General features: G+C 69.6%; 14 protein-coding genes. 8 read left to right on the forward strand and 6 right to left on the reverse strand.

All coding sequences use genetic code 11. The annotated features are described in order from the left end of the window. Positions 1 to 242: 242 nt before the first annotated feature. From A5789_RS06665 to A5789_RS06675, 3 genes are all read right to left on the reverse strand, one after another. Positions 243 to 815, reverse strand: a complete 573-nt coding sequence (locus A5789_RS06665; RefSeq protein ID WP_064907168.1) for an RNA polymerase sigma factor — start codon at positions 813 to 815, stop codon at positions 243 to 245. An 86-nt stretch (positions 816 to 901) separates the two neighbouring features. Then, entirely contained in the window at positions 902 to 1594 is a 693-nt protein-coding gene (locus A5789_RS06670) for a Rieske (2Fe-2S) protein (protein WP_064907169.1), read from the reverse strand. Next, positions 1591 to 2109, reverse strand: a complete 519-nt coding sequence (locus A5789_RS06675; RefSeq protein ID WP_064907170.1) for an RNA polymerase sigma factor — start codon at positions 2107 to 2109, stop codon at positions 1591 to 1593. Before A5789_RS06675 ends, A5789_RS06670 begins: the two co-directional genes overlap by 4 nt. 218 nt (positions 2110 to 2327) lie before the next feature. On the opposite strand from A5789_RS06675, the gene A5789_RS06680 reads away from it, so the two are divergent. The 4 genes from A5789_RS06680 (at position 2328) to A5789_RS06695 (ending at position 6521) form a co-directional block, all read left to right on the forward strand. After that, the gene (locus tag A5789_RS06680; RefSeq protein ID WP_155525681.1) at positions 2328 to 2864 is read left to right on the forward strand and encodes a hypothetical protein; all 537 of its coding nucleotides are present in this window, start codon (positions 2328 to 2330) and stop codon (positions 2862 to 2864) included. A 246-nt stretch (positions 2865 to 3110) separates the two neighbouring features. Next, a complete protein-coding gene (locus A5789_RS06685) occupies positions 3111 to 3788 on the forward strand; it encodes a hypothetical protein (protein WP_063018715.1) in 678 nt (225 codons plus the stop codon). 28 nt (positions 3789 to 3816) lie between these two features. Beyond that, complete coding sequence (gene ligA, locus A5789_RS06690) at positions 3817 to 6003, forward strand: NAD-dependent DNA ligase LigA (protein ID WP_082940505.1); 2187 nt, start codon at positions 3817 to 3819, stop codon at positions 6001 to 6003. Positions 6004 to 6005: 2 nt separating this feature from the next. Beyond that, positions 6006 to 6521, forward strand: a complete 516-nt coding sequence (locus tag A5789_RS06695) for a GNAT family N-acetyltransferase (RefSeq protein ID WP_063018713.1) — start codon at positions 6006 to 6008, stop codon at positions 6519 to 6521. A gap of 87 nt (positions 6522 to 6608) precedes the next feature. Here A5789_RS06695 and A5789_RS06700 read toward each other — a convergent pair whose 3' ends face one another. Further along, entirely contained in the window at positions 6609 to 7262 is a 654-nt protein-coding gene (locus A5789_RS06700; RefSeq protein WP_030512928.1) for an amino acid-binding protein, read from the reverse strand. Between the two features lie 395 nt (positions 7263 to 7657). Between A5789_RS06700 and gatC the strand changes: the two genes are divergently transcribed. Together gatC and gatA are read left to right on the forward strand one after the other, a co-directional pair. After that, entirely contained in the window at positions 7658 to 7954 is a 297-nt protein-coding gene (gatC, locus tag A5789_RS06705; RefSeq protein WP_036503944.1) for an Asp-tRNA(Asn)/Glu-tRNA(Gln) amidotransferase subunit GatC, read from the forward strand. Further along, positions 7954 to 9426 (forward strand): Asp-tRNA(Asn)/Glu-tRNA(Gln) amidotransferase subunit GatA, encoded by a 1473-nt coding sequence (gene gatA, locus A5789_RS06710; RefSeq protein ID WP_064907171.1) that lies wholly within the window; start codon positions 7954 to 7956, stop codon positions 9424 to 9426. The genes gatC and gatA overlap by 1 nt, the downstream gene beginning before the upstream one ends. Before the next feature lie 117 nt (positions 9427 to 9543). On the opposite strand, the gene A5789_RS06715 is transcribed toward gatA, so the two are convergent. Together A5789_RS06715 and A5789_RS37665 are read right to left on the reverse strand one after the other, a co-directional pair. Further along, positions 9544 to 9993 carry a MarR family winged helix-turn-helix transcriptional regulator gene (locus A5789_RS06715; RefSeq protein ID WP_036503940.1) on the reverse strand — a complete coding sequence of 150 codons (450 nt, stop codon included), beginning with the start codon at positions 9991 to 9993 and terminating at the stop codon, positions 9544 to 9546. Between the two features lie 128 nt (positions 9994 to 10121). Then, the gene (locus A5789_RS37665) at positions 10122 to 12785 is read right to left on the reverse strand and encodes an alpha/beta-hydrolase family protein (RefSeq protein ID WP_227462862.1); all 2664 of its coding nucleotides are present in this window, start codon (positions 12783 to 12785) and stop codon (positions 10122 to 10124) included. Between the two features lie 353 nt (positions 12786 to 13138). Here A5789_RS37665 and A5789_RS06725 point away from each other — a divergent pair, with 353 nt between their 5' ends. After that, entirely contained in the window at positions 13139 to 14386 is a 1248-nt protein-coding gene (locus tag A5789_RS06725; RefSeq protein WP_082857434.1) for a sensor histidine kinase, read from the forward strand. A gap of 28 nt (positions 14387 to 14414) precedes the next feature. After that, positions 14415 to 15365 (forward strand): undecaprenyl-diphosphate phosphatase, encoded by a 951-nt coding sequence (locus A5789_RS06730; RefSeq protein WP_063018709.1) that lies wholly within the window; start codon positions 14415 to 14417, stop codon positions 15363 to 15365. Positions 15366 to 15368: the final 3 nt, after the last annotated feature.

Here is a 15368-nt window from a genome sequence, read left to right on the forward strand (position 1 = left end):
ACCGCATTCGGCCGCCGGAAACCAGCCACCAGCCAGGCGACTCCACGCGGGCGTCACCAACGTCCAGGCCTCCTACAGCTAGCCCCCTTGTCGGCGGGGGTCGCGCACGCCGACAGTGTGATGACGCCGAGGGCGACCGTCGCGGCGGCGGTGAAATTCAGAACGAGGTGTCGTGGCATCGGATCCGGCCTCCATCCGGACCCCGCGGAGTGCGGGGCTTCACCGACAGATAGGCGACCGGGTTACAGGCCGAGGTCGATATTCAGTTCCGACGCCGCGCGCAGCGCCCGATGCTGCAGCACCTTCGCATTGGCCACGCTGATGCCGAGCGCGGCGGCCGATTCGCGCACCGACAATCCCTGCAGGAAACGCAGTTCGAGAATTTGGCGGTAGCGTTGCGGGAGTTCGCCCAAGACCGCGCGGACGTGTTCGGGTGCCCGCGACGCGGCGGAATCGGTTGGCGCCGAAGCGGTCTCGTCCGAAATGTCGTCGTCGATGACCGTGATCTCGCGGCCCATCCGCGATCGCCAGTGCGCGGCGAGCACCGTGCGAGCGGTGGTCCGCAGATAGGCGCGCACCTCGGCGACGCTCGCGGTGATGCGCAGCGGTTTCAGTGCGGCCACGAACACCTCCGCGGTGAGATCCTCCGCATCCGGTTTGTTGCCGACCTTGCCGAAGATCAGCGCGTAGACCCAGCCGACGTTGTCCCGGTACACCTCTTCCCAGCTGGGATAGCGATCTTGCGGTACCAGTCGCAGGTCGCGACGCCGGGGCTTCTCCGGCGATCGCGACCCGGCCGTGGATCGCCCTGCCATCCCAACCACCCTCCTGCAGCCCGGTGACGCACGCGCCTGTCAGGGATAGATACGGGATGTGGTTACATGCGGTTCGGTGCGCGCCGTCAGGCCGGCTTCTCCGGTGCGAACACCTCGATCGAGCCGTTCGCTTCACGGACCTGCAGCCGCGGCAGGGGAGCGGGGGTGCGGGGCAGCTCGTGGGTCACGACCTCACCCTCGAAACCGAAGGAGGTCGAGTGGCACGGGCAGCGCAGCCGAGCCGCCGCCGCGTCCAGCCACAATTTGCACCCCTGGTGGGTACAGATTCCCGACAGCGCGTAGACGACCCCGTCGCGGCGGCGGAGGAAGCCGTTGACGGCGCCGAGATCGAACGGTGTGGTCGCGCCGTCGGGCAGCTCCGCACTGGCGAGGACCGGCTGCCAGGTTCCGTGCGACGGCACCAGGGTCTGCTGTGCGGCAGGAACTTTCGGCTCGCCGGATCCGCTCAGCACCGTGTGGTCGATCACCCCGCCCGCCGCGGCCGCGGCCGCCACCGACGTGCCGATCAAGACCGCGCGCCGGGTGGGACGCCGCGTGCGCGCACCCGGGTCGGCGGCGGGCTCGTCGAGGTCCTCGGACAGGCGGTCATGCAGTCGGGCGATGAACTCCTCGTCGGGACTGCCGGCGCCGGTCCGGGCCGCCCGCAGCGCGATCGCGGCGCGGATCTGGGCGGCGTCGTCATCGTCGGGCCGGAAACCGCGCGGGCTGCGGCCGGCGAGGATGTCGTCGACGTAGCGCTCCACATCTTTGCTGCTCACAGCGAGCCTCCTGATCCGGGACGGGCGGCCGATCGCAGCGCCGAGCGCTGGCGTGCCTCGGCCTCGGGAACGCTGACACCGAGCCGCGCAGCTGTGTCGGCCATCGAAAGTCCTTGCAGGAAACGTAATTCCAGGATCCGCCGATCGGGTTCCGGCAGTTCGGCGAGCAGATCGCCGAAGGCTGCCGGCGTGGTCGAGGTACCGCCGGGCGGCTCGGTGTCGATCACGGTGATCTCCCGGCCCACCCGGGAGAGCCAATAGCGGGCCAGGACCGCACGCGCGGTATGTCGCAACAGTGCCGGAATCTCCGATGGTTCCGCACCGAGGGGCGATGGCTCCAGCGCCGTCATGAACACCTCCGTCGTCAGCTCTTCGGCATCGGGCGCGGCGCCCACCTTCGCGAGCATCAGCGCGTATACCCAGCCGACATTGCCGCGGAAGATCTCCTCCCAGTCGGCGTAGCCGTCCCCGGATGGCGGCGCCGGTGTGGGCGCCGACTCGGGCTGCCCGCTCATCTGCCGCCGCCCTCCTCTCCGGTGCCGCCGCACTCGAGTCCCTCTCGGGCCGATCGGGTGTGCGGACACTGTGCCGCCGTCGAAAACTGTGCCGCCATCAATTAGATAGCAGGGCGGTTACACAGACCACCGGTTACGCGCCACGAGCCGGGCGGAGCGCCGCGCCGCGTAACCCGCGCTCCTATCTGCAGGCACAACGACTGCGAGGAGTGAAGAAGATGAACGTGGCAATCGGGGTGCAGTGGGCACGAGTAGTGGCGGCCGGCGTTGCCCTCGCCGGTGCGATCGCGGCGGCCGCACCCGGTGGCGCTGCCGGGGCGCCGGACCATGCGGCCGTCGATCCGGTTGCCACGCAGTGTCTTTGGGCCGACACCGCGCATCCGCGCGGAGAGACCGTCACGGCGGGCGGGTGGAGTTACAGCTGCGGAACCGACGCCGCCGGCGCGCCTCGGTGGATTCGCGGGGCGGCGGCGATGGGGTCGAGTACGGTGCCCGATCCGGGGGCGGCGAACGCGCCCGCCGGACATTTCAGCGCGGGAGCCCGGCAACCCGGCACCGAATACACCGATTACTGCGTGGGCGACCAGTTGATCGAAGGGCGCGACAATGTCTACGAAGTCACGCCGAGCAGGGACGGTCTGCTGTTCTGGCGGCCCGCCGCGGCCGTGGACTCGTGGACGTTCGACCCCGGCAGCCATCCGGCGCCGCCCTCCGCGCGCGGCCCGAGCCTCTGCCGAGACAGTCAACTTCTCTGAATTCGGGCCTTCCCGGCGTCGCCCGACCATGGGCCGCGGCACATCGGCGAGTGAATCACCGGCGGACGGGTAATCGCACTGCCGAGCGAAGTTGTCGCGGTGCGGCGCCCCGGGTGCGGTGGTCGCGACGGTTTCGGTGCGAAAGTGCGGCGGCCGGGCGGTGACGTTCGTCCGGTTCGTGTCGGTGGGACAGGAATCGGCGTGTTCTCCGTAGGGTCGCCGGTGTCGAGGAAAGGGGCCGTCCGAATGTTCGAGCGGGTAGTGCAGAAGTCGGTGGAGACGTTCGTGCGGGCGGGGACGGGGGTGCAGGAACCGCTGGCGGCGAAGTACGTCGGCCGGTTGCGGCGCAAGCATCCGGAGCGGACGCCGGAGGATATCGAGCGCGGCCTGCGGTGGCGCTATCTGGGCGCGGTGACCGTCAGTGGCACACTCGCGGGCCTGTCGGCGGCGGTGCCCGGAGTGGGCACGATCATCGGACTGGCGGCCAGCGGTGTGGAATCGGTCTTCTTCATGGAGGCCTCGGCGTTCTACGCCGTCTCGGTGGGCGAGCTGCACGGGATGCGAACGATGTCGCAGCAGCAGCGCCGGGCGCTCGTGGTGGCGGTGGTCCTCGGCGAGGGCGGGGCGCAGTTGCTCGGCAAGGGCGCCGGGCAGTCGGCCAAGGATTGGGCCTCGGCGGTGGCGGACAAGCTTCCGGTGGTCCGCTCGATCGACAATCCGATGGCCCGCAAATTCATCGTCGGGTTCATCGCGAAGCGCGGGGCGTTGCTGTTCGGCCGGGCGCTGCCCGCCGGCCTCGGTGCGATCATCGGCGGCACCGGCAACTACGCGCTCGGCCGGGCGGTACTCGCGAACGCCGATCGCACCTTCGAATCGGCGCCCAAGTCCTGGCCGGACGACGTCCGGGCCGCCGTCAACGCCTGATTCCGACGTGCCCGAAGGGTCCGCGAGCATGTCGGTGGGCTGGGCTAATGTGCCAGAGGTGAGCGAAACCGGGATCGAGGACGCACGTGCCGCCGAGGCGGCCGACACCGCCGAGGCGGCCGACACCGCCGAGGCGGCGACGGGCGACGAGCGCACCGAATGGCAGCAGCTGGCCGAGGAGGTCCGCGAGCACCAGTTCCGGTACTACGTGCGCGATGCGCCGATCATCTCCGACGGTGAGTTCGACAAGCTGTTCCAGCGCCTGCTGGCGCTGGAGGAGGCGCATCCGGACCTGCGCACACCGGATTCGCCGACGCAGCTGGTCGGCGGCGGCTTCGCCACCGATTTCACCGCGGTCGACCATCTCGAGCGCATGCTCTCGCTGGACAACGTGTTCGACGAGGACGAGATGCGCACCTGGATCAGCCGGGTGGTCGCCGAAACCGGGGCCGATACGCACTTCGTCTGCGAGGTGAAGATCGACGGCGTGGCGTTGAACGTGGTCTACGAGAACGGCCGGCTGGTGCGCGGTGCCACCCGTGGCGACGGCCGCACCGGTGAGGATGTCACCCTCAACGCGCGCACGATCGAGGACATCCCCGAACAGCTCACGCCCACAACGGAATTCCCGATTCCAGAGCTGCTCGAGGTGCGCGGTGAGGTGTATTTCCGGCTCGAGGACTTCGAGAATCTGAACGCCGCGATCGTCGCCGAGGGCAAACCGCCCTATGCGAATCCGCGCAATACCGCCGCCGGATCGCTGCGGCAGAAGGATCCGGCGGTCACCTCCCGGCGCCGGCTGCGCATGATCTGCCACGGCTTCGGCCGCATGGTCGGATTCAGCCCGTCCTCGCAGTTCGAGGCCTATCGGGCGCTGGCGGCCTGGGGCCTGCCCGTCTCGGCGCACACCGTGCGCGTGCAGGGCGCCGACGCGGTGGTCGAACGCATTCGGTACTGGGGTGAGCACCGCCACGACATCGAGCACGAAATCGACGGCCAGGTGATCAAGGTCGACGAGTTCACCCTGCAACGCCGCCTCGGCAGCACCTCGCGCGCCCCACGCTGGGCCATCGCCTACAAGTACCCGCCGGAGGAGGCCACGACCCGCCTGCTCGACATCCAGGTCAACGTCGGCCGCACCGGCCGGGTGACGCCGTTCGCCGTGATGGAACCGGTCACCGTCGCCGGTTCCACGGTCGCGATGGCCACGCTGCACAACGCCTCGGAGGTCGAGCGCAAGGGCGTGCTGATCGGCGATACCGTCACCATCCGCAAGGCCGGCGATGTCATTCCCGAGGTCCTCGGCCCGGTGGTCGACGTGCGTGACGGCAGCGAACGGCGCTTCGTCATGCCCACCCACTGCCCGGAATGCGGCACCGAGCTCGCTCCCGAGAAGGAGGGCGATGCCGATATCCGCTGCCCGAACCAGCGGCACTGCCCCGCGCAGCTGCGGGAGCGGGTCTTCCACATGGCCGGGCGCGGCGCGTTCGACATTGAGGCGCTGGGCTACGAGGCCGCGATCGACCTGCTGAAGTCGGGCGCGATCGCGGACGAGGGCGATCTGTTCGACCTCACCGAGGAGAAACTGCTCGGCACAACGCTTTTCGTCAACAAGAGCGGCACCCTCTCGGCCAACGGCAAACGCCTGCTGCAGAATCTGGACAGCGCGAAGGACCGTCCGCTGTGGCGGGTGCTGGTGGCGCTGTCCATCCGCCACGTCGGGCCGACCGCGGCGCGCGCCCTGGCCGCCGAACTGGGAAGTATGGCGGCGATCGAGGAGGCGTCGGCCGAGGCGCTGGCGGCCGTCGACGGCGTCGGCCCGACCATCGCGGCCGCGGTGAAGGAATGGTTCACCGTCGACTGGCACCGCACCATCGTCGGCAAGTGGCGTGCGGCCGGGGTGCGGATGGAGGACGAGCGCGACGAATCCATCGAACGCAACCTGGAAGGGCTGTCGATCGTGGTCACCGGCTCCCTGCAAGGATTTTCCCGCGACGAGGCCAAGGAAGCGATCCTGGTGCGCGGCGGCAAGGCGGCCGGATCCGTGTCGAAGAAGACGGCCTTCGTGGTGATCGGTGATTCCCCCGGGTCCAAGGCGGCCAAGGCCGAGGAACTCGGTGTGCCCATTCTGGACGAGGACGGGTTCCGCACGCTGCTGGCGGAGGGGCCCGATGCGGTGCGGCCGGAGTCGGATACCGAGGACGAATCGGACTGAGGATGGATCAGCTGGATACGGGGGTGCGGATTCGTCCCGCCGGCCCGGACGATTTCGCGGCGATCGCACTGCTCACGGTCGACACCTACGTCGGCGAGGGGCATGTGCATTCCGAAAGTCCCTATGTGGCAGAACTTTCCGATACCGAGACCAGAGCGCGCGAAGCCGAGGTCCTCGTCGCGGAGCGCGACGGGGACCTGCTCGGTTCGCTGACCATCGCGCGGCCCGGCACCCCGTACGCCGATATCGCGGGGTCGGGCGAACTGGAGTTCCGCATGCTCGCGGTCGCCAAGCGTGCCCGTGGCGCCGGTGTCGGCACCGCTTTGGTCCGGACCGTCGTCGAGACGGCCCGGGCGGAGAGTTTCGCCGCCGTGGTGCTGACCACGATGCCCGGGATGGCCGACGCACGCCGCATCTACGAGCGGCTGGGATTCGTCCATGTGCCGGAACGGGATTGGCACACCGACGCCGGGCTGCCGCTCACCGTGATGCGGCTGGAGCTCACGCGAGGCGCTTAGGCGCATCCGGCGCGAGGCGGGCAGGGGCGGGCACCGCGCAGGTGCCCACCGCTGCTCGTCGCCGAAATGTGCTGCGCCGCAAGCGGTTCAGCTCAGCACGGTGGCGATGATGCCCGCCAGATAGCCCAGCCGCGCGATCTCGGACGGACGGAAATCCGGCCCGCCGGGGCGGCCCAGCAGCAGCGCCTTGCCGGTGTTGCCGAGCGGGGCGGCCGCGAGCTTGGTGTCCATGTCCCGCCAGATCTGCGGGACCCAGTCGGCCTCGGGATCGAGGGCGGTCGGCTTCTCGAGCGGCATCCACGGCACACTGCCGGCCTGCGTCTCGGGTGCGCTGGTGCTGCCGACCAGACGCTGGCCGCCGCCGTGCGGGCCCAGATCCATCACGGTGCTCCATCCGACCTGCAGGACGCGCGGGACGCCGTCGACCAGCACTTGCAGCCGGTCGTCGCGGGCGGTGGCGACCTGGTCGATCAGCTCCAGCTCGCGATGGGTGTCGAGAATGCCGGAATACGGACGCAGCGAATCGACCCGCACATCGGCGAGCGATTCCGCCGCGGTGATCAACGTGTCGGGCAGCGCGCCCGACGGAACTTCCACCACCAGATCGTCGATCGCATATCCTGCGCCGCGTTCGACGACATCCAGCGAGAGGATGTCGGCGCCGACGGAGCCCAGCGCTACTGCGAGTGAACCGAGACTTCCTGGGCGATCCGGAAGCTGCACGCGAAGCAGATATGACACGTGCTTGCCTTCCTTTCCTGTGCGACCGAGACTTTCGGACGTATACCCGAGTCTCGCAATACTTACACCCACTGCTTCCGGCAAACGATTCCACGCGGGGGCAGTGAGGTACGCCACATTCATTGTCGGCCGAACCCCCGGTGCCGTGCCAGTGCCGTTCCGATGACGTTGTGATGTCAACCGTGTGTCCGGCGCGCACCGGAACGAACAGCGCAGCCCGACCGTGACCGGATGGCTACAACACGCACCCATTAGGCTGTGTTGTCCGAGCCTAATGGGAGGCCCTGCGTGGTTACGCATCCGCTGCCGCCTCCGGGCCTCGACCCCATTAGGCTGTCCCATGCGCAGCACACTGCGCCATCGACACGCACCAACCTGCCGAAAGGGGATTCGCGGTGTCCGCCATCTCCCGCGACGAGGTCGCACACCTCGCCCGGTTGTCCCGGCTCGCCCTCACCGACGAAGAGCTCGATCTGTATGCCGGTCAGCTGGATTCGATCCTGAGTCACGTGCAGGTCATCACCGAGGTCGCCGCCGACGTACCGGCCACCGCGTCGCCGAACCCGACCGCCAACGTCACCCGCCCGGATGTGGTCGTTCCCGGGCTCAGCCCGGACGAGGCCCTGTCCGGCGCCCCCGCGGTCGACGAGCAGCGGTTCATGGTTCCGCAGATCCTGGGAGAAGGCGAGTAATGAGCGGCGATCTGACGAAACTGTCCGCGGCCGAGCTGGCGGAGAAGATCCACGGCCGCGAGGTGTCCTCGGTGCAGGTCACCGAGGCGCATCTGCAGCGCATCGCAGAGGTCGACGGTGAGCTCAACGCCTTCCTGCACGTCGCCGGTGAGCAGGCGCTGGTGACCGCCGCCGAGGTCGACGCCGCGATCGCCGCGGGCACCGTGGCCTCGCCGCTGGCGGGAGTTCCGTTGGCGCTCAAGGACGTTTTCACCACCACGGATATGCCGACCACCTGCGCGTCGAAGATTCTCGAGGGCTGGGTGTCGCCCTACGACGCGACCGTGACGGCCAAACTGCGCGCCGCAGGCATCCCGATCCTGGGCAAGACGAACATGGACGAGTTCGCGATGGGTTCGTCCACCGAGAACTCGGCGTACGGCCCGACCCGCAACCCGTGGGACACCAGCCGCATCCCCGGCGGGTCCGGCGGCGGTTCGGCGGCGGCCCTGGCCTCCTATCAGGCGCCGCTGGCGATCGGCACCGACACCGGTGGTTCCATCCGTCAGCCCGCCGCGGTCACCGCGACCGTCGGTACCAAGCCGACCTACGGCACCGTCTCCCGCTACGGCCTGGTCGCTTGCGCGTCGTCGCTGGACCAGGGCGGCCCGTGTGGTCGCACCGTGCTCGACACCGCCTTGCTGCACGAGGTGATCGCCGGTTACGACCCGAAGGATTCGACCTCGCGCGATGTGCCGGTGCCGGCGCTCGTGGAGGCCGCTCGCGCGGGTGCGCGCGGCGATCTGACCGGCGTCAAGGTCGGCGTGGTGAAGGAGCTGCATTCCGACAGCTATCAGCCGGGTGTGCTCGCCTCCTTCGACGCCGCGGTGGCGCAACTGAAGGATCTGGGCGCCGAGGTGGTCGAGGTGTCGTGCCCGCACTTCGAATACGCGCTGGCGTCCTACTACCTGATCCTGCCGAGTGAGGTCTCGTCCAATCTGGCTCGCTTCGATGCCATGCGGTACGGCCTGCGCGTCGGCGACGACGGCGCCCACTCCGCGGAGCAGGTCATGTCGCTCACCCGCGAGGCGGGGTTCGGCCCGGAAGTCAAGCGCCGCATCATGATCGGCACCTACGCGCTCTCGGCCGGATACTACGACGCCTACTACGGTCAGGCGCTGAAGGTGCGCACCCTGATCGCGCAGGACTTCGACAGGGCCTACGAGACCGTCGATGTGCTGGTCTCGCCGACCAGCCCGTTCACGCCGTGGAAGCTGGGGGAGAAGGTGAACGATCCGTTGGCGATGTACCTGTCGGACCTGTGCACCCTCCCGACCAACCTGGCCGGGCACTGCGCGATGTCGGTGCCGTCCGGGCTGTCAGCCGACGACGGCCTGCCCGTGGGCCTGCAGATCATGGCGCCGGCGCTGGCCGACGACCGGCTCTACCGCGTGGGCGCCGCCTACGAGGCCGCGCGCGGCCCGATCGCCTGAGCGCAAGCGATCGGCGAGCTCGTTCCGGGGGCCCGGATGCGTGGCGGCGTACCCATCAGGTGACGCCGCCGCGCGGGCCGGACGACAGGCGCGCGTTTCGGATCGTCGATACGCCGATTACGGCCGCGGCCACGGGCGGCCGTCGAGCCGCTCGATATCGGTGTTGAAGCGCTGCAGATAGTCGGCGAAGCGCGCGACGTCGTCGGGAGACCAGCCCTCGAGCACGCGGCCCAGACCTTCGATATTGGCGTTGCGTTCGGCGTCGAGGTTCTCCTCGCCCGCCGGTGTGATGCGGAATTTGCGGGCCATTCCGCCCTCGGGATCGGGGATGCGCTCGACGTGTCCGGCGCGCAACAGCGCCGCGGTCTGCCGGTTGAGGGTGGAGGCGTCGAGACCGAACGCCTCGCTGAGCTGGCCGATCGACATCGGGCCCTCGATGGCGAGCCGGCTGAGCAGCAGGTAGGCGCTGCGATCGAGACGGGTGCCGTCGCGGCGATAGCGCGGGTGAATGGTGTAGCGGCCGAGCAGCATGGTCTCGAATTCCACCAGATTCGTGGGCTTGTCCATGCCGTCCTTCCGCCGATTTACAGTTCTGACCTGCGAGAACCGGTATAGCACACGGCCGGGGCCGGGCGGGCACGGTGGTCGGCTGGGTGGGAGCGGCGCCGTGGTCGCCGTGGCTGCCGCACTCGACGTCAGCAGCTCCCGAGGGCGGTGCCCTGATCGAATCCGTAGCGGTGGCCGTGGCCGGGCCCCGGGGCGAGGGCGGAGAGCATATCCGCGGTGGTCTGCACCCAGCTCAGTCCCGGCAGCCATATCGGATGGGGTGCGTCGTGACGGGCACCGGTGAGATCGGGTGCGCGCCAGAGCAATTGCGGCGACCACTGCACCACCGGATCGGAGGAGTTGGCGAGGACGGTGGCCCCGCCGCGGTGCACGGCCGATGCCGGCGGGCCCGCCCACAGCGCGGCGCAGACCCGCGCGCCTTCGTCCCGGTCGTCGGCGAAGATCGCGCTGCCCGCGGTCGCGCCCAGGCTCTGGCCGTAGACGTAGAGCTTCGGCGGATGGGCCAGGCCGGACAGGCGTCGTTCGATGCCGGTGAACAGTGCCCGTGCCGAGCGTTCGGCGTCGGCCCGGGCGAACAGGAAGGTCGCCCAGCTGGGAGCCTGCGAATATTGCATGCCGACGAGCGTCGCATCGCCGTCGAACCGTTCGTCCAGGCCGCGAGCGGCATTGGCGTCGAGCCAGCCCGATCCGGTCGGCACCATCATCACGAGGTGGGCGCGGTCGAATCCGCCGGATCGTTCGATCTCCCGAATCGCCAGCGCGACACGGGAATCGAGATCGGGAGCCGAGTCCAGACCGATGTAGACGCGCACCGATCGGCCGCGTTCGGCGACGAATTTGCGCCCCTCCGCTCCGAGCGAGGCCCAGCTCACTTCCGAATCCGGGCTGCCCGAGCGGGTGTAGGAGACCGGCCGCACCACTGTGGGATCCATGGCGGCGTCGGCCGAGGCGAATGCCGACCGCTGCCAATTCACGACTGCCGGAAGCAGGGCGAACTGGCAGCCCAGGACGGTGGCGGTGACCAGTGCGGTCGCCCGCAGTCTTCCCACATACCGTGCCGCCCAGCGTAATCCACGCCCGACGAGCACGATCGGAACGACCACCGCGACGACGCCGATCGCCCAATGCAGCCAGTACCGCACACCTACCGGCGGAAAATCCATGGCCGCCCGCAGCCGGTTCTGCCAGTACCAGGCATGGGTCAGCGCGGCACCGGCCACCGAGCAGGATGCGATCAGGATCGCACTCCGGAACCGCCTCGTCCGCACCTGCATATCGAACGTCCAGTGCCTCAACACCTTCCGTCCTAGTCCCGCCACACCCAGCGCGATGAGTACCAACAGCGCGGTGAGCAACGCTTGCGCGATCGAGGTGCGCGGAAGTAGGCCCGGCGCCAGCGAGGCGGAAATCCCCGCCGCCACAGCCACCAGTGTCCCGGTCCGAGGCGTGCCGATGGTGACGAGCCGCCGAATCGTCGCGCCGAGTGCGTGCCGCGCCCGCTCGGACGCACGGGGAGGCAGCGTCGTGGGAGTTGGTTCGCCGAGCGAGGGTGGTGCGAAGCATGTCCGTACGGTGGCATCGGAGTCGGCTGCCGACGAATTGCCCTGCGTGCCAGTTGAATCTGCAGGACGGTGGGAGTGCTTCGGCGTCGATCGGTGCTTACCGTTCGTGCCAGTGCCAGTGCCAGTGCCAGTGCCAGTGCCAGAGCCCGTGCCCGGCGTCGCCGTCCTTCGTAGGTTGCTCGCCGGTTGGGTGCACGAAACCTCTCGCCCCCCACCCGGCCGCTGGAATGGTGAAAGTTCCAGCGCCGTAACGGACATCCGCGCCCGATCCGGTACCCATCCGCCGGCGCCGCCTCCCGCCGCCGCTGTCACCGGAGTGCCGAGCCACAGGCCGATCCCGTCGACACCCCGCACCGTAACGCTGCGGAGCTGAATAGCCCTGCGCGACAGCCACTCGCGTGCTCCTCGTGCGGCCTGCGACGCCGCTGCACCGATGCGTGCGGCGGGGAGAACGCGCCGGTCACGATCGCCGGCACTCCCAGCCCGGCGTCCGCTCCACCCGCGCCCGGCCGGTACACCGCGATTCGAATCCGACCACGGCGACCACCGATTCGCCGGTGCCGCCGTACGTTGCCCTCCCCGTCGCGGCCGGATGGTTCGGCGCACGATGGCGAACAACGCCGCCACCATCAGCAGCACCATGGCGAGCCGGGCGAGCACGTGGGCGATCTGCGGTCCGAGCTCCGTTCCGGAGAGCTGCCGGCCGAACAGGTATTCGGGCATCGGCGCGGCGTAGTTCTGGCGGCGGGAGTTCAAATCCACCGCCGCGGTGGCGACGGATGCCATCGTGGTGCAGCGAGCGCGGGCGAGCAGATCGCCGCGCGTATCGCAGGCGGCGAACATCCGGGTTTCGAGGGCGTTGTCGACGGCTCGGCGTGCCCACGGGCCGAGGGGATGGCCGCGATCTGCGGCGTAACGCAGCAGGTCGTAGCCGAGGTCGTGGGCCTTGCAGGCGGTGTCGAATTCGGTGGGCAACGGAATCGGCGAGGAGCACTCACCGGACGGATCGACCGGCATACCTGCCAGCTGAACCGGCCGATACCCCTGTGTCGCAGCGAAATCCGCGGGCATCACCGCCAGCTCCGGCCGGTCACCGGTCAGCGCCCGCACCGCATCGCGCGCGGCCGCATTCTCCGGCGCGGGTCCGACTTCGGCCGCCCCCGCCCCCGGCGATGACGACACCAGAATCGCGATCACCGCCGCGACGAGGGAGACGAATCCGGCGATCACGCGCAAAGGCCCACGCCGCCAACGCTTTACGCCGCACCTGCGCGCCGCCCCGCCCCGACTTGGCATCGCGGCTGACAGCGTACCGTCGTGCCCGCGCCGCGCACATCGGCCGTCGCGTCCCGGCCCGGCGTCGACCACTGTGGTCCCGCCGGCCCCGTGCCCCGACCCATCCGCAATTTCGCTCATGGCGGTCGAAGGTAGGAATCGGGAACCGGCGCGCACCTCACGCTGCGGATCGATTTCGGCACCGCTACCGGGGTGCGCGCGGTCGGCCGTCTCATACCCCGGTAGGGGGCGAGATGTCGATCCCGGGGGTGAGGACGGATCGCCGGGAAATTTCTAGGCTCGTCACCATGAGACGGGCGATACGAGTGGCGCGGCAGGCGCGGGCGGCGGCGCGAACTCCGGGCCGGGCGCGGCTGTGGTTCGACATGGCGACGGTGGTGGTCGTGGGAACGCTGTTCGCGGTCGGCTGGCCGACCCTGCACCTCACCCATCAGGTGCCGGCCGCCGCACAGCCGTTCATCGCCGCGCTGGCGGTCTTTCCGCTGGCGTTGATCCGCGTCAACCCGGCGCTGGGCTGGGCCATCTCGGCCGGTGCGGCATTGCTGATCGCGCTGGCCATCCCGCATCAGCCGGGCAACGATCTGCCGTACCAGGTCGTGCACATTCTGGTGTTGTTCGCGTTGCTGTTCGCGGTGGCGGTGCGGGCGCCCATGCAGATCGTGCTGATCGCGTGGATCGCCTCGTCACTGCTGTTCGCGACCACGATGGCGGGCACCAGCTCGTTCGCGGAGGCGGGTTTCGGCTGGCCGCTGGCGATGACCGGGCTGGTCGGATTCGGTCTGCTGGTGCGCTGGCTGGTGCTGTCGCGGCAGGCGCTGGTGCGGCAGGAGGAACAGAACGAACTGGAACGGGCTCGCCGCGCGATCCTCGAGGAGAAGGCTCGCATCGCGCGCGATCTGCACGACGTGGTCGCCCACCACATGTCGATGGTCGTGGTGCAGGCACAGACCGCGCCCTATCGGGTGCCGGACGTGTCGGACGCGGCCCGTGCGGAGTTCGACTCCATCGGCGCCTCCGCCCGGGAGGCGCTCAACGAGATCCGCAGTATGCTCGGCGTCCTGCGCAGCGACGGTCAGCTGCCCGAACACGCGCCGCAACCGGTCGCCGCGGACGTGGTGTCGGTTCTGGACGGCGTGCGCCGGGCGGGTGTGCGCATCGACTGGACCATCGACGGTCCGCTCGCCGCGGTCCCCGATACCGTCGGCCTCGCGCTGTACCGGATCGTGCAGGAGTCGCTGTCGAACGTCTCGCGGCATGCGCCGGGCGCGGCGGTCACCGTGACGTTGACGGTGGCGGTGCAGGCAGTGGAGGTGCTGGTCGCCAACGATGCCGGGACGGGCGGGGTGCCGGTGGTGAGCTCGGACGGCAGCGGTATCTCCGGAATGCGGGCCCGGGCGGAATCCATCGGCGGCATGCTGGCCGCCGGCCCGCGCTCCGAAGGTGGCTTCCAGGTGTACGCGCGGTTACCGATCCTCGTCGCGGAAGGAACCGTCGAGGCACCCGCCGCGGCTGCCCTGCCGGGCGCGCGGAACTGAGTGCGCGGTCGTGTAAGACTTAGCGGCGATGCTCACCTATTTCCAAGCCATCGTGATCGGCGCGCTGCAGGGCGTCACCGAATTGTTCCCCATCTCGAGCCTGGGCCATTCCGTGCTGGTGCCGGCCTGGTTGGGCGGCAGCTGGGAGAAGCTGGTCACCGAGGGCGACTCCGACAACGGCACCCCGTATCTGGCCTTCGTGGTCGCCTTGCACGTGGCGACCGCGCTCGCACTGCTGGGCTACTACTGGCGGGATTGGCGCGACATCATCATCGGCTTCGTGACCACGCTGCGCACCCGGCGCATCGAGACCTCGTCGCAGCGGCTGGCCTGGCTGATCGTGCTGGCGACCATTCCCGTGGGCGTGCTCGGCCTGCTGCTGGAACATCCGCTGCGCACGTTGTTCGCGACGCCGATCTACGCGAGCATCTTCCTCACCCTCAACGGCGTGGTGCTGATCGTCGGCGAGGGCCTGCGCCGGCGCAACGCGCCGTCGCTGGCCGAATACGGTCGCCGCTTCGCCGCGGACGAGGCCCGCGCCGACGCGCAGGCGCGCGGTGTGGCGCTCCAGGAGGATCTCGAGGTCCCCTCCGACGAGCGGCTGGCGGCGCTGTCGGTCAAGGACGCGCTCGGCATCGGCCTGGCCCAATCCGGTGCGCTGCTGGCCGGATTCAGCCGCTCCGGCCTCACGATGGTCGGCGGTCTGCTGCGCGGACTCGACCACGAGGACACCGCGAAATTCGCCTTCCTGCTCGCCACCCCGGTCATCCTGGCCGCGGGCGTGCTGAAGCTGCCGGAGCTGGCCGGTCCGCAGGCCGCCGGCATCCACGGACAGGCGCTGGTGGGGGCGATCGTCGCCGGCATCGCGGCGTGGCTGGCGGTGCGATTCCTGGAACGGTTCTTCAAGTCCCGCACACTGCTGCCGTTCGCGGTCTACTGCTTGGTCGCGGGGCTGCTGTCGATCATCAGATTCATCTGAGGC

Origin of the sequence: Nocardia sp. 852002-51101_SCH5132738 (assembly GCF_001665695.1) — a bacterium.
In the GTDB taxonomy this organism is placed as follows: domain Bacteria; phylum Actinomycetota; class Actinomycetes; order Mycobacteriales; family Mycobacteriaceae; genus Nocardia; species Nocardia nova.